The organism is Sodalinema gerasimenkoae IPPAS B-353, from assembly GCF_009846485.1.
Taxonomy (GTDB): domain Bacteria; phylum Cyanobacteriota; class Cyanobacteriia; order Cyanobacteriales; family Geitlerinemataceae; genus Sodalinema; species Sodalinema gerasimenkoae.
Map to the genome: position 1 here is coordinate 1,968,638 of NZ_ML776472.1, position 20,152 is coordinate 1,988,789.

Here is a 20,152-nt window from a genome sequence, read left to right on the forward strand (position 1 = left end):
AGACTATCCTGAGTTAAGCGGTGGGCCTGTGAAATAAGGATTAGCCGGTGCAATCGTCTTGGCAATCACTTTTTTCCCTGAAACCTGTTTATGTCTGTGCCTCTTGCTCTCTCACCGAGTTCGCCGATGGCTTTGGGAGTCACCTCATCAGAGCCATCGAGTTGGAATCAACAGGTGTACCAACGCCTTAAAATGGCGATCGCCCTCGGATTACGTCGACAAATTTTCCTGGCCGTCTGCGATGATAAAACCCAAGGCAGTGAGTTGGCGATCGCCCTGCAAACGGACGCAGATTTAGACCAGTCTACCTGCCTCGCGAGTATCCAACTCTTACCCGCACAACGGTCGGTCTTAGAGCAAATCCGCCAAGGATTACCCCAGCACCGATCAGGAACAGGCGCCGTCTGTTTACAACTGTTGGGCATTGCCGAACTCACCCGTCAATCGGCCAATTTGCAATGGTCATTTCTACGTCAATTGCGAGAGATTCCCCAGCAATTCTTACGCATCGAGTCCGAAAGTGCTTCGGAATGTCTCGGTAGTTTAGTCTTTTGGATTTCCCGTCCCTGGCTCCACCAAATTCAGCAATCCGCCCCAGAATTTTGGCGCGCCTGCACCGGGGTATTTGAATTTTGCAGTGAACCCTTCCCCAGTTCTCTCTCCAGTCCTCATTCAACCTCAGCCCAACCTCGCCGCCGCACCCAACCCGCCTCAGCCAAGCCTCCAGCCGTACCCTTCCCCTCCGAAGGCAACCCAAACGGCGATCGCCTCCCCCCCCAAGAAACCGTCACCATCTCCCCCTCTAGCACCCCCAACTGGCAGTTTGTGCCCAAGTCCCTGCTGCAACTGGTGACCATCACCCAAGACGAAGTAGCAGGACATCATCCCCTAGAACGGCTCCAGCAGGTTGAGCAGTTACATCGTCTCGGGGGTAACCGCGATCGCCTTGGAGTTCAGTATCAGGAGTTAGGCAACCTCTACCGCGATCGCCTGCAAAGGGGGTAACCGCGATCGCCTTGGAGTTCAGTATCAGGAGTTAGGCAACCTCTACCGCGATCGCCTGCAACAAGACTGTGATCTCGTCAAATGCGCTCGTACCGGCATTGCCGCCTATCAACAAGCCCTGCAAATTTGGCAAAGACTGTGATCTCGTCAAATGCGCTCGTACCGGCATTGCCGCCTATCAACAAGCCCTGCAAATTTGGCAAACAGACCCCCCCAACGAGCCAGGACGACTCCTAGCCACCTTTAACGATTTAGGAACTCTCCATTGGCTTCTGGCCCGTCACGATCACCCCGATCGCCGTCTCCCGGCCTTACAAGCCAGCGTCCAAGCCTACCAACAGGCGATCGCCAGCCTCAAACGAGTTCCCAAACCCGACGTCGAAGCCACCCTCCATCATAACCTCGGCTCCGTCTGGGCCGACATTGGGCGCACCCGACAACAAGCCGACGATTGGCAACAGGCCATCGCCGCCTTTGAAGCGGCCCTAACCCATTCCCAGACGCAACCGGATCGTCCCTCTCGTCAGGCCCAAGCGGCCTCAATCCAGAATAACCTCGGCACCGCCTATTGGAGTCTGGCGCAATTTAGAGACCCCAAAGCCTGTCTACAGCGAGCCATTCGCGCCTATGAAGTCGCCCTAACCTATTACACCTGCGATCGCGACGAAATGACCTATGCCATGTTGCAGAGCAATCTAGGAACCGCCTATTGGACTCTCTCCGACTCCGGCCAATCCTCGGAGATGCTGCAACGAGCCATTGCCGCCTATCAAGAAGCCCTGTTATATCGGACTCCCGAGCGTTTCCCCGCCGGTTGTGCCGCCACCCAAAACAACCTCGGAACCGCCTATTGGCATCTCGCCCAACAAGCACCACCGGAACAGGCCCTAGACATATTGCAGCAGGCCATCACCTCCTACCGCACCGCCATCGAAGTCGCCCAATCTCAAACCAGCCTCAGTTTCGACCTCTATGCCACCCATAACAATTTGGGTCTAACCCATTACTATTTAGGGATGCACCCCCACTGTGAGGCTCAACAACGACTCACAGAAATTGAAACTGCCCTAGAACAGCATCTTGTGGCCTTCAACGGCTGGCGATCGCAGCCCCAGCGCCAAAAAGCCGCCCAAGATGCGATCGTACGCACCTTACGAGCCTGTTACGACCTCGGCGGCATGACCGCTCAATCAAAGGCCTTCAAACGAGTTCCGGCGACCTTGTTACCTGAAATTATGGGGCGGTTATAGGGGGAGAAGGCAAGAGGCAAGAGGCAAGAGGCAAAAGGCAAAAGGCAAAAGGCAAAAGGCAATCCCTTGTGGTCAGCGAGCGATAGCCGAGCTGTGGTTGCCCTAGCAGTAAGCAATAGGCCGTAGGGAAGTCCTCCTCCTCTTCCTCCGTGTCCTCTGTGACTCTGTGGTTCTCCCCCCTCTTGCCTCTTGCCCCTTGCCTATTCCCCCTTCTTCCCCTCACGTCGCGACCTGTGTTAAGTTGAAGCCGATGTTTCGTATATGGTGAAGTTTATGGCTCGTATCGAATTTGCCAAAGGTGTCAAAGAAGACGTTGTCCCCGATGTTCGTCTGACTCGCTCCAAAGATGGAAGCAACGGACGGGCTATTTTTTACTTCCAAAACCCCCAAGCCCTCGCCCCCGAATTTGGTGAAGAAATCACCGGAATGTACCTGATTGACGAAGAAGGCGAAATGGTTACTCGGGAAGTTAAAGGGAAGTTTGTCAACGGCCAAGCTGAAGCCGTTGAAGCCATCTACCCCATTAAATCTGAAAAAGAATGGGATCGCTTTATGCGCTTCATGGAACGGTATGCTGAAGAAAACGGACTCGGTTTTTCTAAAGCCTAATCCGGTCATCTAGTGCCAACTTAACTCAACGTTAATTAGCCGCGACTAGATATCAAAAACCTTTAAAAAAATACTGTTCAACGCTTAAAATTAGCGTGTTGACATCAATCACGAAAATCGAACTGTGAGAAACTCCTCTCATCGTTCGATTTTCGCCGCGTCTGGGTATCTTCATAGATATCTGGATGTTTGATAAAGTCTGGCGATCGCCCAAGTAGCCATCGCCAGACATCAACTTAGCGCCGCTTCAATTGCAGAACCTTCGTATCAGCACCATTCGTGGTTGCAACGGGGGCTTGACGTTGGAACAGATCCACCGCGCGAGAATACACGGGATCAGACGAAGTTCCCCGACGATGACTCTCGCGACTCAACAACAATTGCTGATCTCCCGTCATCTCAACGCGGGTATCCGGCAGAATCCCATTTTGGCTAATATCCGTACCATTGGGGGTATAGTAATGGGCGACCGTCACCGCCAAGCCGGAACCATCGGAGAGAGAATTTACCGATTGCACCAACGCCTTGCCAAACGTTTGAGTGCCAATAATCGTGGCCCGTCCATTATCTTGTAGGGCCCCCGCCACAATCTCACTGGCACTGGCAGAATTGCGATCGACCAGAACTGCCAGGGGTAAATCCGTCAGCGCCGTGCGCGTGGCTTCGACGGCATCCACATTGCCATGACGATCCACCGTACTGACGATCGCCCCTTCATTCAACCACATACGGGCAATCTGAATACTCACACTCAACAATCCCCCCGGATTGCCTCGTAAATCCAGCACAAAGGCATCCACCCCCTGCTCTTTCAAGTCCTCAATGGCGCGATACATCTGCTCATGAGCATGGGAACTGAACTCACTCAGGTGAATATACCCCACCCGAGTTTCCCCCTCCAAACTGAGACTATGATGAACCGCCGGTAATTCAATGCGACTGCGAACTAACGTCACATCAAACTCCCGTTCCCCCCGTTGAATCGTCAGCGTCACCGGAGTTCCCACCGTGCCACGAATCCGTTGCGAGGCATCATCCACATCCATACTGCGAGTAGAATCGCCATCAATGGCCAAAATGCGATCGCCCTCGCGAATCCCCTCACGGCTAGCCGGAGAATTGGGAATCGGTTCCACAATCGAGAGGGTTTCTCGTTGGTTGTCCCGTTCGAGGCGTAAGCCAACCCCCGACAGCTCCCCTGAAGTCTGCTCATTCAGCGCCTCAAAGGCTTCGGGGTCTAAAAAACGAGTGTAGGGGTCATCTAAGCGGGCCAAGGCACGACGCAGCGCCGCATAGGCCTGTTCTCGGGAACTATAGTCTTGTCCAAGAAGCTCCTCGCGCACCTGTTGCCAATCGTTTTCCCGGAAGGTGTCATCGACATAGTCACGATTGACAATTTGCCAGGCTTCATCCAGAACCGCCTTAGGACTATTGTCAAAGCTCGCCGCCTGACTGCTGCGACTAGAGAGGGGATTTAAAAACGACACAGCAGTCGTTAAGACCACCGTACTGACCAGGGTCAGAGAGTGAAAGATGGGAGGCTGAGGACGATTCATGCGCTTCGGGGATGGAGAAGGACGATAAAGGAGAATTAAAGGAGGATCTGAACCATTCAGAGGTGATAACACAGCCGGATATCGGTAGATCTCGCAGCGACCGATCCGATATGACCTAGAACTTACCTACAGGCGAAGAACTCACAATTCCTGACAGATAGGATCTCGACGATGCGGTTTCGGCCTTAACGGGAATTCGAGCAGAGTCGCCCGATGGATTGCAGGTGGCTCTCAGGGGGGCTAAGACCTCTCCAAATGTTGACCTACACACTACTGTAGCCATTTTAGAGAGCTTTTAACGGTGTTTGCGATCACAATCTCGCCTTGATCTATCCTAAGAAAGAGAGTTTGCGAGTAAAACAACGGCTATGACGGTTCAAACGCTGTCTGCTGGGAACGCCACCCGATTGAGTTTAATCACTGCCACCCTGGGGGCCATGGTCGCCGTGGGTCTACAATGGGGTCGCTTTGAACAAGTGATGGGGGATCAGCCGGAGCCGGTTCAGGAAGAACAACGCTTGGAACTGCAACTCGCGGTTCTAGAGCAGTTACCCAGTTTTGGCTTCGACAATGCCATCGCCAGTTGGACGTTCCTACAATATCTACAATACTTTGGCGATGAAGCGGCCCGAGACATCACCGGCTGTCGTCTCAACGCCACCTATCTTGACCAAGTCACCCAACGAGATCCCCGCTTTTTCACCCCCTACATGTTCATTCCGGGAGGAGTCTCCTATTGCCAAGGGGAACCCCTCAAAAGCTTGGAACTACTGGAGCGGGGGTTAGACGCCATCACTCCAGAGGTTCATGACAATGTTTTTGTCTTAGCCTTACTGAAGGCCTTAGATCGCTTCTTGCTTCTCGGGGATGTCCCCGGTGCCATCAACGCCTACGAACGGGCCGCCGATTTAGCCGCCGCCACGGAAACCTACGCCGACTTTGCCCCCTACTACCGCCAAACTGCCCAGTGGTTGCGGGACAATCCCGACAGTCTCCAGGCCCGTTTCATTGGCTGGCAAGATGTCTATTTTAATGCCACCGATGAGACCGTCCGAGAGCGGGCGATCGCCGAATTAGAAGCATTAGGAGCGGAGGTCATTCGGCAAGAAGATGGCTCTATCGAATTTCGTCCCCCTGGCAACAATCAATCATGAGATTAAGATCCTGAAATGTCTAAACTGCGGCCCAAACTTAAGCGGGTGATGAGACGGTTAAGCCAACGGGCCCGATGGCGACAAGTGAGCCGCATCCTGCTGGGGCTAATTTTGGCGTTGCTCCTTCTGACGGGTGTTCAAAGCCTGCGGGCCTTGAGTCATCGCAACCTACCCACCGATGGGGTATTCGTTCTAGGGGGAAGTATTCGCCGAGAAATGTATAGTGCCGACTATGCGCGATGGCATCCCGAAATCCCGATCCTCATCTCAGCCGGATCTGACCCTCCCTGTATCTATGCAATCTTCGATCGCAGCAACGCCCCCATGGAACAAGTCTGGCTAGAAGACTGCGCCCATTCCACCTTTTATAACTTCTTCTACAGTCTGCCCATCCTCAAACGCTGGCAAGTGCGCCATGTTGAACTCATCACCTCCGCCAGTCACCTCCCCCGAGCCATCTGGATGGCCAGAATCATCTTCGGCGCACAAGGGATCTGGGTCGAACCCAACATCGTCCCAGAGATTGGCATTCCCGGAAACCAAGAAACTCGGCTGAAAACCATTTTAGACGTCACTCGGGCCGGACTTTGGAGCGTCATCAGTCACCTCTATCGCCCCTCTTGTGATGCCGTCACCCATCTCAGCCAGATCAACTTAGACGATTGGGACCTCGAGAACTTACATTGTGAACATCAGGGCCAAGTGGAGTGGGATTATTAAACCAACCGGGCAATAGATCCAACACCTGCCCCATTCTCTCCTCAACCAACTCCGATAACGCTTCCCCCAGGTCAAAATCCTCCCCAGGGATCGACATCAACCAAGCCTGAGGACAATGGTCATAAAGCCATTGACTCATCCCCAATAACGAGGATGGCGTGAGAGAATGTCCCATCACAGGCCCTTGGCGATCGGGCATGAGTGGATGAATCTCAATCGTCGTTCCGGCGATCGCCGCATCCACAAACAGCACGCGATCGACCTCAGACAACGCTTGCGCCAATTCTGGAGTTAACTGATGCTGAGGCAGCGATCGCACCCCCGGCAGATCCCACTCCGCCACCGCCGCCGCAATCCGTTGTCCCACCCCATCATCCGATCGCAACAAACTCCCATATCCCACCAACAACCAGGACACCTCACCCATACCCTCACCCCAAACAACAAACCAACTTCGCCAGATTCTAACATCCCAATTTCCCCACAGACTGCTATAACAGTTAACGGTCACCCCTTTCCCTACTGCCTACTGCCTCTTGCCTATTGCCTTCTTTTCCCTGTTCCCTGTTCCCTTCCCCCCATGAAACCCCCACTTAAAACCCTACTCACCTGTTCCCTCGCTCTCACCCTCCTCGCCTGTCGCGAGCAAACCTCAACTCCCACCCCGGCCCAAGTGGGAGACGCACCGAATCAAACCGAGGAAAACCGAATCCCACCCGGCTTAGCCCAAGAAGATTTTGAAAAACGCTTAGCCGGAGTCTGCCGAGTCACCAAAATCTCGGAGGGAGAGATTCCCATGTCCGAAAAGCCAGTCTTTGCCATCAGCGAAGCCCCACCCCATAACAATGACCTAAGCGATGATGGGATGATCCTGGTTCGGGATACCCCCGACACCAACTATGAGATTATTGGCAAACTCCCGAACCGAGAGGGAGAGATCGTTGACGTAACCCCCTCCGATCTCAACAACAGCCCCCTAATCCTCTGTTCCCATGAGACCATTAACCCCAGTGACAGTGAGACCTGCTGGTATCTCAACGAAGAAGGCTGGTATGGGTCCCTCAGTAGCTATGGAACCCAGGGGAACTTCTACCTCATGGAAGCCCGAACCTTAGACTTAATCGCCCATACCCAACTGCAACGGCCCGGCCCCGGCTGTCCTGAGACTTGGACCTTACCGGGGAACTCCCGCGAACAAGTCCGAGATGCGGGCCCGATTGACATCAATCAGATTCGTAACTGGCTCAATGGTCTCTCCTAGCGAGGACTTGCCGAGGAGATGCGACCCTTGGGCTGAGGGCTGGGCTGAGTAGAGGGGGGAGAGAGTTCTAACTCCGGTTCCACCACGCGCCAAAGTTGAGCCAGGCGATTTGCTGGAATCGTTAAATAGAGGCGATCGCCCACCTCCAACTCTGCCCCCAGTAACTCCCAACCATGGAGGGTATCCCCCGGAGTTTCCAGATATAGAGGCACAAAATCCCCATTTGCTGCCGCCGACTTCACATCCTGTCCCAGAAAGGGATGTTCCGCTGTAATCGTCGTGGCCATGGCAATCCAGAGATTCCCCGCCGTCATCCCACTGCCAAAAATCTCACCGCCGAGAGCAGCGGCCGCAAAGGAGGGGGCGGCGATTTCCGTGGGACTGAGGACTGAGTTAAACTCAAACACCTCCTGAACCATCATGCCGAAATGCGCATCCCGGGATCGCACCACTACCCGTAAATCATTCTTTAGACCCTTGGCCGTCAAGGCAATTTCGAGGTTGGTGGTGTCATCACTACTCACGGCAAATAGGGCCGTCGCTCGCTGAATGTTGGCACTTTCTAGGGTATTCGGTAGCGTCGCATCCCCTTGAACAACCGGAATTTTCAGCGATTGAGCGGTATGTAAAAAGCGGCCATTTGGGTCCTGTTCAATCACCACTACGTCGTAGCCATTCTCTTGTAAGCTGGTGGCGATTTGGATGCCAATGCCCCCTAAGCCGCAGATAATGTAGTGATTGTGACTGGGGATTGGGGCCGCTTGCCAGAGTTTACGAAAACTCGTTCCCAATACCCAATCATTGAGAAGGGCATAAGCAATCCCAATCACCCCGGCCCCCGCCAACATCATAATCACCGTAAAGACTTTAATCACCGCTGGGGCAGTTTCGGCCACTTTTTCATTTCCCCCAGCCCCGGTAATCATACCCACCGAGAAATATAGGGCATCCACCATAGTAATCTCAGCATTAATCGCCGTGTAGGTGAGAGTCGCCACAAAAATTGTGGTAAACAGCACCAGGGTCACGGCCACGCTCGACTGAATTTGTTGACGGAGGGTTTTCAGCCAGCGGAAAAATTGCCGACCCCGTTCAACCACCGATTTACGACGAGCGCCAACCGTCGGCTTGGTGGCAACAATGAGGCGATCGCCCACCTGGAGCGGTTGTTGACGCAAGACCCCAGAGACGAGGTCTAAATGGGTCTGCATGGGCAAATAATAAATTAACATCCGGGAGCGGTCTTCCCAGAGTTCATCGAGAGTCCGTCCCGCCCAAGCATGGCCCTCATAAATATACTCTTCATGAATGGGCCAAATTTGCTCAAATAACTGAAGTTGCCCAATGGCGCGATTGCCAAAGGCGGCAAAGGCAAACACCGGGGCCGCCAGGGCCGACACACTCATGGCGGTGTGGTCAGTCAGCGTATTATTGAGTCGTTCGCCGAGTCGTTGATTGAAAAGGCGATTGACAATGCGAATATGGGGATTCAGCAAACGGGCCTGCACCAAAACTGCCAAGTTAACCGCATCATCAACCATGGCCAGGACTAAGGTTTGAGCCTCTTGAATCCCCGCCGCTAAGAGGGTGGAGGACGATCGCAGATTCCCCACAATCACGTGATCCGTCTCTTGCGGGAGGGGATGATCATGGATGCCGATCGCCTCGATGCCTTGCTGTCGTAGCAGTCGGAAAATTTCGTAGCCCGTTGGGCCCAATCCACAGACAATAATCTGGGGTTTTCTCATCATTAAAGAGTGCTTCAAAGCCTATCTACCAGGTGACTCGGGAAAGCCAGCGGCGATCTGTCCAGGTGGAAGGGGTAACGGGTAGCAATTGGGACGTTAACCCCTATTCCCCATTCTCTCGTAGGAGTGCAGGAGGTTTTGTAGTCTTGAACACTCAAACGAGACGTTAACCCCTATTCCCCATTCTCTCGTAGGAGTGCAGGAGGTTTTGTAGTCTTGAACACTCAAACGGCTTCAGGATGGGAGGAACGCTCCTGGAAATGGCCGCGGCTGGTTAGAATGGATGAGGTTTATTTTCCTTACTTCAGGATGGGAGGAACGCTCCTGGAAATGGCCGCGGCTGGTTAGAATGGATGAGGTTTATTTTCCTTTGCGATCGCTCCTGTTGCTCTGTTATGGCTTTTTCTTCCGTTGTTCGTACCCTGAGTCGCACAGCCCTCACGCAAGAGCTAACCAGTTCTTTGGAGCGCGATGGACGCTTACAACTCGATGGCGTTCCTCGCTTCCCCAAGGGACTGATGGTATCGGCTTTAGCCCATCAACGTCAACAGCATCTCTGTCTGATCGCGGCCACCCTCGAAGAAGCCGGACGTTGGGCCGCTCAACTGCAAGAAATGGATTGGCCCCTGGTTCACTTCTACCCCACCAGTGAAGCCTCTCCCTACGAAGCTAGTGACTCGGACGAAATCACCTGGGGACAACTACAAGTTTTAGCGGATCTGGTTCACCCAACGGCAAGAACATCCTCTCGTTTCGCCATTGTCGCCACCCAACGGGCCCTACATCCGCATCTACCCCCCCGAGAGCAGTTTGCTCAATCCTGTCTCTGCCTCAAATTAGGGCTAGAACTCTCTCTGGGGCAGCTTAAACACCAGTTGACTGAGTTAGGCTATGAGTCGGTGTCTCTGGTGGAAGCGGAGGGCCAATGGAGCCGACGAGGGGATATTATCGACATTTTTCCTGTTGCCGCTGAACTACCCCTGCGTCTGGAGTTCTTTGGCGATGAGTTGGAGAAAATGCGGGAATTTGACCCGATCAGCCAACGCTCTCTTGACAAAGTACAGCAAGTTGTGCTAACACCTTGCCAACTCAATCAGGGCTTAGGGGACTCCCTGGGGGAGGAGGAATCGGACCTCTCCCCGAGCGCCCAAGTGGGGTTAGCCTTTGATGCCCCCTCCTCCCTCTTAGACTATCTGCCCCCCGAGACTCTCTTCGTTCTCGACGAGCCGGAAGCCTGTCAGGGCCATAGCGATCGCTGGGTGGAGCATGTGGAACAGGACTTCCAAAGCCATCGCGATCGCCATCCTCACCTAAGCCCCCTCCATCGCCCCATCCAGGAGAGTTTGGGAGCCTGCACTCTCGATCGCGTGGAGTTACGGGAATTGGTACTGAGCGATCGTGACGCCGACAACCAACCGGGAAAACGCCTCAACCTGGCCAGCCGCCGTCTCGCCAGCACCCCCCACCAATTCGCTAAAATCGCGCAAATTCTGCGGCAAGAACGCGATCGCGGCTTTAACATCTTTCTCATCTCCGCCCAGCCCAGTCGCACCGTCTCCCTGCTGCAAGAACATGACTGTAACGCCCAATTCCTGCCCAATCCCCGCGACTATCCCGCTGTCGACCGGCTGCAAACCCATCATGTCCCCATTGCCCTCAAATATGCCGGCCAGGCGGAACTCGAAGGCTTTGTCCTGCCCACCCTGCGCCTCGTCGTCGTCAGCGATCGCGAGTTCTTTGGGCAACATAGCCTCGCCAGCCCCAGTTACGTCCGTAAACGCCGCCGGGCCGCCTCCAAACAGGTTGATCCCAACCAACTGCAACCGGGGGACTATGTGGTACACCATAACCACGGCATTGGGCAATTCCTCCAACTCGAAAGTCTCACCCTGAATGGGGAAACCCGAGAATATCTCGTCCTGCGCTACGCCGACGGAACCTTACGGGTGGCCGCCGATCAACTCAACGCCCTCTCTCGCTATCGCCATACCGGTAGCGGCCACCCCCAACTCAATAAGATGTCGGGCAAGGCTTGGGAACGGACTAAAAACAAAGTCCGCAAAGCCATCAAAAAGATTGCCATCGACCTGTTGAAACTCTACGCTGAGCGGGCCAAACAACAAGGATTTGCCTATCCTGCCGATATCCCCTGGCAACAAGAACTCGAAGACTCCTTCCCCTATCAACCCACCCCGGATCAACTCAAAGCCACCCAGGATATTAAACATGACATGGAGAGCGATCGCCCCATGGATCGTCTCGTCTGTGGCGATGTGGGATTCGGCAAAACGGAAGTGGCCATCCGGGCCGTCTTTAAGGCCATCACCGCCGGCAAACAGGTGGCCTTCCTCGCCCCCACCACCATCCTCACCCAACAGCATTATCACACCCTCAAAGAACGCTTTGCCCCCTATCCCATTCAAGTGGGCCTCCTCAACCGCTTCCGCAGCCCCGAAGAACGCAAGGAGATTCAACAACGGTTGATGACGGGGGAACTAGACGTGGTGGTGGGAACCCATCAACTGCTGGGAAAAAGCGTTAAGTTCAAAGACTTAGGGCTGTTGGTGGTGGATGAAGAACAGCGATTTGGGGTGAATCAGAAGGAGAAGATTAAGGCCCTCAAAACCCAGGTGGATGTGTTAACCCTAACCGCTACTCCCATTCCTCGGACGCTCTATATGTCTCTGTCCGGGATTCGCGAAATTAGTCTGATTACTACTCCACCCCCCTCCCGTCGTCCCATTAAAACCCATTTAGCTCGCTATGACTGGGAGACGATTCGCGGGGCGATCGCCCAGGAACTCGATCGCGGCGGCCAGGTGTTTTATGTGGTACCCCGTGTCGAGGGGATTGAGGAGCGATCGACAAAAATTCGCGAAGTGGTTCCCAGCGCCCGCATTGCCATCGCCCATGGTCAAATGGATGTATCGGAACTCGAATCAGTCATGTTGGCCTTTAGCAGTGGTGAAGCCGATGTGTTGGTTTGTACCACGATTGTCGAGTCGGGGTTAGATATTCCTCGGGTCAATACCATTTTGATTGAAGATGCCCATCGCTTCGGCTTATCCCAACTCTATCAATTACGAGGGCGGGTGGGGCGATCGGGGATTCAAGCCCATGCCTGGTTATTTTACAGCCAACGGCAGCAACTCTCGGAAGCGGCCCAGAAGCGGTTACGGGCCCTGCAAGAGTTTAGTCAACTGGGATCTGGCTATCAGTTGGCCATGCGAGACATGGAAATTCGTGGCGTGGGTAACTTGTTGGGGGCAGAACAGTCGGGCCAGATGAATGCCATTGGCTTTGACCTCTACCGCACCATGTTAGAGGAAGAAATTCGCGAGATTCAGGGTCAGGCCATTCCCAAAGTCAACGATACCCAAGTTGATCTCAACCTGACGGCCTTTATCCCCAGCAACTATATCCCGGATCTCGACCATAAAATGACGGCCTACCGTCAGGTGGCCACTGCTGACTCTGGGGAGGCGTTGCAGGCGATCGCCCTCGATTGGCAAGATTGTTATGGTCCCCTGCCCAAAGCCGCCAGTCAACTTTTGCGGGTGATGGAACTCAAGCAACTCGCCAAAACCCTAGGCTTCTCGCGCATTAAACCCGAGGGGAAACAGCATGTCGTCTTAGAGACACCCATGGAGGAACCGGCCTGGGGACGATTAAAATCACATTTACCGAAACATTTACAGTCTCGTTTCGTCTATGGTACTGGACGGGTCACAGTGCGTGGCCTCGGTGTATTGCCGGCTGAAAAACAACTCGACAGTCTGATTCAATGGTTGGAATGCTTACGTCCCGCCCTAGAGGAGACTCAAGAGACCGACAACTTAGCCGCCAGCGCCTCCTAGGAGGCCCGACTGCGCCAGCGTCCCTTGCAGATGTAAACCTTGCCACGACGAAACAACGCCCTAAACCCTGTTATTTGGGGCGATCGCCAGCGTCTCCTTATAAGGAGTGTCTAAACCCTAGCCATTGCTTTCAACTCCCGAGGTTGAAATCGCTTAGGGTGGCGCACCATCTTGATGGTGCTAGGCAACACACCCACCAAGCTCGCTAACGCGTCATCCGGCAAACTGTTTACCGTTTCTGCATCAAAGTAATGTTCAAACTGTGCCAACAACATCTTCGCCCGTTGCAGGGGGACAGGGTTTTCCGTCAACTGCTCCGTCAAGCGAATCCAATGCCGTCGAATGGAGTAGGCTTTTTGCCGTTCTTCGTACTGTTCCGGTGCCACCAGAGCCAAATCGCCAACGGGGATCGTGCGTTGTGTTCCCACATCGAAAAAGCCCCCTACAGCAGCCCCAGGCCCTGCAAACTCGGCGTGGTATCGTTTGTAGATGATCAAGCCATTGCGACGACGACTATCGACCGCCAATAGCTGACCGCTATTAAGCTGGGAGATAAGCTCGGCAGGTTGTGAAGACTTAACGAGGCTTCGCGACATATCAGTAACTCTCGTTTCAGGAATGGATCATGCCGTAGGTCATGTTCAGGCGGTCAAGGGGGAGGCATCTGCTCTTAGGGTAACCTAATCTGTCCAGAGACACCACGAGACTCGTTCTGACGTTAGAGGGAGATGCGATTCAATAAACTGATACAGAGCCGGCTGGGTTGGCCGGTGGGACTGCTTTGGACGAACTGTTGGATGAACCGATAGAACCTATCTAAGATTGGACAACACTAGGACAATGTTTCCAGAGACTTGGTCATGCCCTCATCAAGTGACCTGCCACACCCCTACCCAAATTCTATCAGAAACCATCACCAGTCTTCAACTTAGCAAACGGACTTGTCCCTGCTCCGTCCCCTTACGGCATTCATATCAGGGACGAATGAGAGATTTGTACAGAAATAATTGGCGGGGTTTACCAAACCAGGTCGTGCCCCAGGTCAACTCTACCCGTCGTAAGCGGTAGCCTAACTGGGTGTAGAGAGCACGGGCAGGTAGATTGTTGTCTAGAACATGGAGATAGACTTCTCGGAAGCCCCACTCTAGGGCTGTTTGCTCACAAGCCATTAAAAGCTGCCGTGCAACACCGCAACGCCGGGCCTGGGGACGAACCGCCAGATTTGAGATGTAGGGATAACTGAGTCCACTAATACGCCATGCTGTTGGAGGACTAGACTTCAAACTTAGCTCAACAGTTCCCAACAGGTGATCCCCACTAGCAATCCGGGAGCCATCCGGCCCCGGGCGATCGCCCAGAGTGGCGACAAAGCAGGTGTGAGGATGATGACTTGCCCGCAGGCGATGACGTAAATCTTCATAAATCCCCAAGCGAATCAGGGGCAGGAACCAGGTGCGCCAGCCTTGAGTTTCATGAAAACTGGCCGCTAAAATCTCCGCTAAAACCCGCAAGTCCTCCGAACCAGCCCGCCGCACGGCAATATCAGAGGCAAGACAACGAGACCGAGAGGGAGGATTTGACCGTCCTCGAAAACCTGAGTTGGGTTGGGAGCGTGCAGTGCCAAAAAAGTTCACAGGTCTAGTCGGGAGGATGAAGGATACCAGCGATTAGGATCCATCAGGCAGGATCTCAGCAAGCGTACCAGCTGCCAAAGTTGACATGAACTTTCATTGTAGCTGAATCGGTTGAGATGCGACGGGCAAGAGGTTCGACAACTTTCGCTATACTGACGATGGAAAGAGGTTAGAAAAGAGATGACCGATCTCCGGACTCGCAAGGTCTAATGAGCCAAGGGTTAACACTCCGCCAACCGCTCACGATCCACGGTTCTCCCGACCGACGGCTGACTACCTTCTCCCCCCTATTGCCCCTTGCCTCTTGCCTTCCCCCCCTACTGCCTGCTGCCTACTGCCTACTGCCTCTCCTGAATGATAGATCGCCCCCGCTGCCCGGCTAAAATTCTGGTCGTGGATGATGAACCCGACAACCTTGACCTACTCGATCGCGTTCTGTCCCCGACGTATGAAGTCCTCAGAGCATCGAGTGGGCGCGAAGCGCTGCAAATTCTTGCCCAAGTCCAAGATGTGGCGGTGATTGTTTCGGATCAGCGAATGCCCAAGATGACGGGAACGGAGTTCCTGAGTCTGACGGCGATGCAATATCCCGATATGATCCGGATTTTGGTCACCGCCTATACCGATGTGGATGATTTAGTCGAGGCCATCAACAGTGGCAAGGTGTTCAAGTATGTCACCAAACCTTGGCATGTGGATGAGTTGCGGACGGTGGTGCGCCAGGCGGTGGATACTCATAATGTTTTGCGAACGCGCACGGAACAACTCTGTCGGACTCTACGGCAAGAGTCGTTATTGAATGCCGTCACCAACACGATTCGCTCGCGCACCAACTATCGACAAATTCTGCAAACCATTGTCGAAACCATGGGGCAGATGTTCGAGGCCAGTTGTTGCATTCTGCGCACCTGTGATGATCCAGGATTGAGTCTTGATGCTGCTCCCGTTGCGCGATCGCAATGGTTCGGCTATGCCGGCGCCACGTTACCGGCTCATCTGAAGCAACGTAACGGCGACGGGGATCGAAAAACTGACTTAGACCCCCGCTTGGCCCAAACCCTCTGGGAAACGGACCAGATTGTGGTCATGAACGATGTCACCCAGGATGAGCGCCTTCTCAGCCGAGAACGAGTCTATCAGGCCTATGAATATGCTGACATTCGCTCCAGTGTCATTGTGCCTCTGAGCGCCCCCCTATACCGCCCACCAGCCCAACTCAATGGGGTCATAGAGCCGGGGACTGGGGGACCGGGAGAATTTGCCTTGGTGGCGGTGCTGGCGTTACATCAATGCAGCCGGGTGCGGGTTTGGCAGGATGATGAGGTGCAATTGGTGGTGATGGTAGCCGAACAGGCGGCCCTGACCCTTGCTCAGTCCAAAACCTTGGAGATGATGCAAACCCTGGCCCAACGAGAGGCCCTCATCAATACGATTACCACCGCCATCCGTTCGAGTCTCAATCCCCAGGATATTTTTGCGGCGATTACGGAACAACTCGGCTATGCTCTAAAGGTTGACGGCTGCGCCCTCTCCCTCTGGACTCAGGAGGATGAGTTTGTTGAATGTGTGGGCTTATATGAGCGGCAACAAGAGGAAGGCCGTGAAGGATTTTTGCCTCAATCCCTAGTTCCCATTGAGGGAAATTTGGTGCTTCAGCATCTCTTGGAGACTCAGGAACCGGTGGTGATTCCCGATATGAGGGCCCAGCCGACCTGGAATCAGAATTATCAACCCTTTCACCATCCGGCTCGGGCCCTGCTGGTGGTGCCTTTGCTCTGCGATGGCCAAATTATCGGCAGTATTTCCTTGCGACAAAATGATCGTCCTCGGGCCTGGCATGGTCAGGATATTGCCTTGGCTCAGGCGGTGGCGGCTCAGGCGGCGATCGCCGTGCAACAGGCGCGACTCTATCAGAAAACTCGCCAACAGGCGGAACGGCTGCTGATTCTCGATCGCCAAAAGACGGAGTTTTTTCAGAATGTCTCCCATGAGTTCCGCACTCCCCTAACTCTCATGATGGGCCCTCTAGAGGCTGCGGTGAGTCAAGGGCAGGATTTACCCTTGGAGCGGGCCGAGATTGCCCTACGCAATTGTCGTCGTCTATTGCGTCTGGTCAATCAACTGCTGGATTTACAACGATTGGATGAACGACGGATGCAACCCAAGTTTGCCCCCTGTGATGTGGGTGGCTTGGTGGGGCAAATTTTACAAGCCTTTCGCCCCTATTGTGAACGCAAGCAAATTCGCTTGGAACAGGAGTTAGAGCCAAATGTCCATGTTTATCTGGATCTGGACTTGTTTGAAAAAGTACTCTACAACCTTTTGTCCAATGCCATGAAGTTTACCCCAGCCGGGGGCGAGATTCAGGTTCGGGTGGGCAGCGAGCGTAGCCGAGCTGTAGAAACTCAGGGCGATCGCGTCTTGGTGACGGTGCAAGATACGGGGATTGGTATTGGGGGCGATCGCATTCCCCAGTTATTTGATCGCTTCTATCAGGCCGAGGGTGCAGTTGATCGCGCCTATGAAGGGAGTGGTCTGGGGTTGGCCTTGGTGAAGGAGTTGGTGGAACTCCATGGTGGCCGGGTTTGGGTTGAGTCGGAGTTAGGAGTCGGCAGTTGTTTTCGGGTGGAACTGCGCCAAGGAACGGCCCATTTGCCGGAGGCTTGTCTGCTGGAGAGCGGCACCACTCTCGAAGGACATCGCATCAGTGTGGAGTTAGCGGATCTCGAAACGGAGGTGGCCGCCTCCTCAACGCCAACGGCAGATTTGACCGGAACCTCTACAACCCTGGACTCCCAGATGGACTCTGAAACGTCACCCCAGATGACGCAGGTAGACCCATTTGGACATAAGGTGACGGTGCTATTTGTTGAGGACAATGGGGATTTACGGGTTTATGTGGCTGGGGTGTTACAGGATGCTGGCTATGGGGTGCTTTTGGCCAGTAATGGGGAGGAGGGGATTCTCATGGCGCGATCGCATCACCCAGATGCTATTGTTACCGATTTAATGATGCCGAAGGTGTCGGGGTTGGATTTGATTGCGACGATTCGCCAGGACCCTGAGTTACAGGGAACGCCAATTGTTTTGTTGACTGCCAAAGCCAATGAAGAAACCCGTCTCGAAAGTGTCGAACAAGGGGCAGATGCGTACTTATCTAAACCCTTTAATGACCGGGAGTTACTGGCTCAGGTGCGGAATTTATTGGCGCTGAAGGCACAGGAGCGACAGATTAAGGACCTCAATCGCTATTTAACCCAGTCGGTGTTGACACGCTTTTTGCCCCCGGCGTTGGTGGAGAAGGCGCGATTGGGGGAATTACAACTAAATCTGGCCCCAGAACCTCGGTTAGTGACGATTGTGTTTACCGACATTGTTGGCTTTACTCAGATGGCAAATCAGTTGCGATCGCGCCGGGTGGCCCAAATCTTAAATCAGTATTTATCCTCGATGAGTCAGGTGATTTTTCAGGCGGGGGGAACGGTCGATAAGTTTGTTGGCGATGCGGTGATGGCAATTTTTGGCGCTCCGGAGGAGATGAAACCGGAGGTTCAGGTACAGCAAGCGATTCTAGCGGCCCGCCAGATGTATGAGCGCTTGGATGCCCTAAATGCTCAATGGATGAACGAAGGACTCACCCCAGTCCAATTCCGTTGTGGGATTCACCAAGGAACGGCGGTGGTGGGGATGTTTGGCAGCGAGGAGCGATCGGACTATACGGCCATTGGCCCCAGTGTGAATATCGCGGCGCGGCTTCAGGAGGTGGCCCAACCGGGACGCATTCTGGTTTCGGCGGCGGTGGCGGACTATTTGCAAGAGTCGGAGATTACCAAGTTTCGCCCCCTCCATCTCAAGGGGATTGATGAAACGGTGCTTGCGTTCTCCCTCAACCCCCTGGATAATGAGTGATTTGTTGAATGCCTTGCTGTTACCATCATGACTGTTGCCATTGTTGTTTTAAATCAGACCAGTGTGTCTCTGGCGCGTCAGGTGGCCCAGGGTTGTGCTGATGGGGTCATTTATGGTCTAGACCGCCGTACAACGGGGGTGGATGTCTCGTTTTCGGAGTTTGGGCCGACGCTGCGATCGCTGTTTGAACAGAGAATCCCCATTATTGGCATTTGTGCAGCGGGGATTCTCATTCGCACCCTGGCCCCGGTGTTGGGGAATAAAGCCGAAGATCCCCCCGTGTTGGCGATCGCCGAAGATGGGAGTGCGGTGGTTCCTCTGCTGGGGGGCCTACAGGGGGTGAATGACCTGGCCCGTCAAATTGCCCAAGTTTTGCAGGTGTCCCCGGCCATTACCGCCAGTGGTGAGATTCGCTTTCAGACCACTCTGCTCTCGCCACCTCGGGGCTATCGCTTACTCAACGACCCGGACCAGGCTAAGGGGTTTATTGCTGAAGTCCTAGGGGGAGCGACGGTGCGCCAGGTGGGAGAAGCGGCCTGGCTAGAGTCGAGTCAGTTACCGTGGTCAGAGTCGGGAGAGTTAACCGTCATGGTGCGACCCCATGAGACGGGTCCGGTGACCCCCACGGAACGCTGTTTGGTCTATGAGAAACTGCCAGAACAGGGGCGTTTGGCGATTGTGGGGACGGGCCCTGGCTGTGCTGAGTGGATGTCTCCCCAGGTGCGACGAACCTTGCTAGAGGCGACAGACTGGGTGGGCTATCGGACCTATCTCAATCTCGTGGAATCCCTGCGATTGCCCTCGATTAAGCGTCATGAGTCTGAGAATCGGGTGGAGGGCGATCGCGCTCGTCAGGCCTTGGATTTGGCCTCGACTGGGCGACGGGTGGTGTTAGTCTCCTCGGGAGATCCGGGGATTTTTGCCATGGCGGCGGCCGTATTTGAGGTGTTGGAGACGGGGAAGAACCCGGATTGGCAACAAGTGGAGATTGAAGTTTGTCCGGGAATTTCTGCCATGCAGGCGGCGGCGGCTCAGGTGGGTGCGCCGCTGGGTCATGATTTTGTGGTCATGTCCCTGTCGGATATTCTCAAACCCTGGTCGGTGATTGAGTCACGGCTGCAAGCAGCGGCCCAGGGAGATTTTGCCATCGCCCTGTACAATCCCGTTTCTAAGCAGCGCATTTGGCAGTTGGACCGGGCACGGGAGCTGCTTCTGGAGTGGCGATCGCCCTCAACGCCGGTGGTTTTGGCTCGCAATTTGGGGCGATCGGGGCAACAGGTGAGGGTCAAACCTTTGGGGGAGTTGACGGCTGCTGATGCGGATATGCGGACGGTGATTTTAATCGGATCGAGTCAGACGCGCCAGGTGCAACGAGGGGAGAAGCTGCCCTGGGTGTATACGCCTCGGTGTTATGGGAAGAAGGCAATAGGCAGTGGGCAGTAGGCAGTA

14 protein-coding genes are annotated in these 20,152 nt (G+C 54.3%); 9 read left to right on the top strand and 5 right to left on the bottom strand.

Annotated features, from left to right (window positions below):
* The first annotated feature begins 90 nt into the window (after nt 1-90).
* The 3 genes from L855_RS08560 to psb28 all read left to right on the top strand — a co-directional run bounded on the left by L855_RS08560 (nt 91) and on the right by psb28 (nt 2,864).
* Entirely contained in the window at nt 91-1,005 is a 915-nt protein-coding gene (locus L855_RS08560) for a hypothetical protein (protein WP_159786786.1), read from the top strand.
* A 68-nt stretch (nt 1,006-1,073) separates the two neighbouring features.
* The gene (locus tag L855_RS08565; RefSeq protein ID WP_159786789.1) at nt 1,074-2,255 is read left to right on the top strand and encodes a tetratricopeptide repeat protein; all 1,182 of its coding nucleotides are present in this window, start codon (nt 1,074-1,076) and stop codon (nt 2,253-2,255) included.
* Nucleotides 2,256-2,528: 273 nt separating this feature from the next.
* Entirely contained in the window at nt 2,529-2,864 is a 336-nt protein-coding gene (gene psb28, locus L855_RS08570) for a photosystem II reaction center protein Psb28 (RefSeq protein ID WP_159786793.1), read from the top strand.
* A 236-nt stretch (nt 2,865-3,100) separates the two neighbouring features.
* Here the strand turns inward: psb28 and L855_RS08575 are convergent, their stop codons facing one another.
* Nucleotides 3,101-4,420 (bottom strand): S41 family peptidase, encoded by a 1,320-nt coding sequence (locus L855_RS08575; RefSeq protein ID WP_159786796.1) that lies wholly within the window; start codon nt 4,418-4,420, stop codon nt 3,101-3,103.
* Nucleotides 4,421-4,788: 368 nt separating this feature from the next.
* Here L855_RS08575 and L855_RS08580 point away from each other — a divergent pair, with 368 nt between their 5' ends.
* Nucleotides 4,789-5,574, top strand: coding sequence for a hypothetical protein (locus L855_RS08580; RefSeq protein ID WP_159786799.1), 786 nt, complete (start codon nt 4,789-4,791; stop codon nt 5,572-5,574).
* 15 nt (nt 5,575-5,589) lie between these two features.
* Complete coding sequence (locus tag L855_RS08585) at nt 5,590-6,294, top strand: YdcF family protein (protein WP_246198770.1); 705 nt, start codon at nt 5,590-5,592, stop codon at nt 6,292-6,294.
* Here the strand turns inward: L855_RS08585 and L855_RS08590 are convergent.
* Nucleotides 6,224-6,721 carry a hydrogenase maturation protease gene (locus L855_RS08590; RefSeq protein ID WP_159786802.1) on the bottom strand — a complete coding sequence of 166 codons (498 nt, stop codon included), beginning with the start codon at nt 6,719-6,721 and terminating at the stop codon, nt 6,224-6,226. The two genes, L855_RS08585 and L855_RS08590, sit on opposite strands and share 71 nt — an antisense overlap.
* A 153-nt stretch (nt 6,722-6,874) precedes the next feature.
* Between L855_RS08590 and L855_RS08595 the strand changes: the two genes are divergently transcribed.
* Nucleotides 6,875-7,555, top strand: coding sequence for a hypothetical protein (locus L855_RS08595; RefSeq protein WP_159786805.1), 681 nt, complete (start codon nt 6,875-6,877; stop codon nt 7,553-7,555).
* Here the strand turns inward: L855_RS08595 and L855_RS08600 are convergent.
* On the bottom strand, nt 7,552-9,306 hold the full coding sequence (locus tag L855_RS08600; RefSeq protein WP_246198771.1) for a potassium channel family protein: 1,755 nt from the start codon (nt 9,304-9,306) through the stop codon (nt 7,552-7,554). The genes L855_RS08595 and L855_RS08600 overlap by 4 nt on opposite strands.
* Nucleotides 9,307-9,698: 392 nt before the next feature.
* Here L855_RS08600 and mfd point away from each other — a divergent pair, with 392 nt between their 5' ends.
* On the top strand, nt 9,699-13,160 hold the full coding sequence (gene mfd, locus L855_RS08605) for a transcription-repair coupling factor (protein WP_159786808.1): 3,462 nt from the start codon (nt 9,699-9,701) through the stop codon (nt 13,158-13,160).
* A gap of 110 nt (nt 13,161-13,270) precedes the next feature.
* On the opposite strand, the gene L855_RS08610 is transcribed toward mfd, so the two are convergent.
* Together L855_RS08610 and L855_RS08615 are read right to left on the bottom strand one after the other, a co-directional pair.
* The gene (locus L855_RS08610) at nt 13,271-13,756 is read right to left on the bottom strand and encodes a hypothetical protein (protein ID WP_159786811.1); all 486 of its coding nucleotides are present in this window, start codon (nt 13,754-13,756) and stop codon (nt 13,271-13,273) included.
* Nucleotides 13,757-14,134: 378 nt separating this feature from the next.
* The gene (locus L855_RS08615; protein WP_159786814.1) at nt 14,135-14,794 is read right to left on the bottom strand and encodes a GNAT family N-acetyltransferase; all 660 of its coding nucleotides are present in this window, start codon (nt 14,792-14,794) and stop codon (nt 14,135-14,137) included.
* Between the two features lie 354 nt (nt 14,795-15,148).
* On the opposite strand from L855_RS08615, the gene L855_RS08620 reads away from it, so the two are divergent.
* A complete protein-coding gene (locus L855_RS08620; protein ID WP_159786817.1) occupies nt 15,149-18,703 on the top strand; it encodes a response regulator in 3,555 nt (1,184 codons plus the stop codon).
* Nucleotides 18,704-18,730: 27 nt separating this feature from the next.
* Nucleotides 18,731-20,146, top strand: coding sequence for a precorrin-3B C(17)-methyltransferase (cobJ, locus tag L855_RS08625; RefSeq protein WP_425500565.1), 1,416 nt, complete (start codon nt 18,731-18,733; stop codon nt 20,144-20,146).
* The last annotated feature ends 6 nt before the right edge of the window (nt 20,147-20,152 follow it).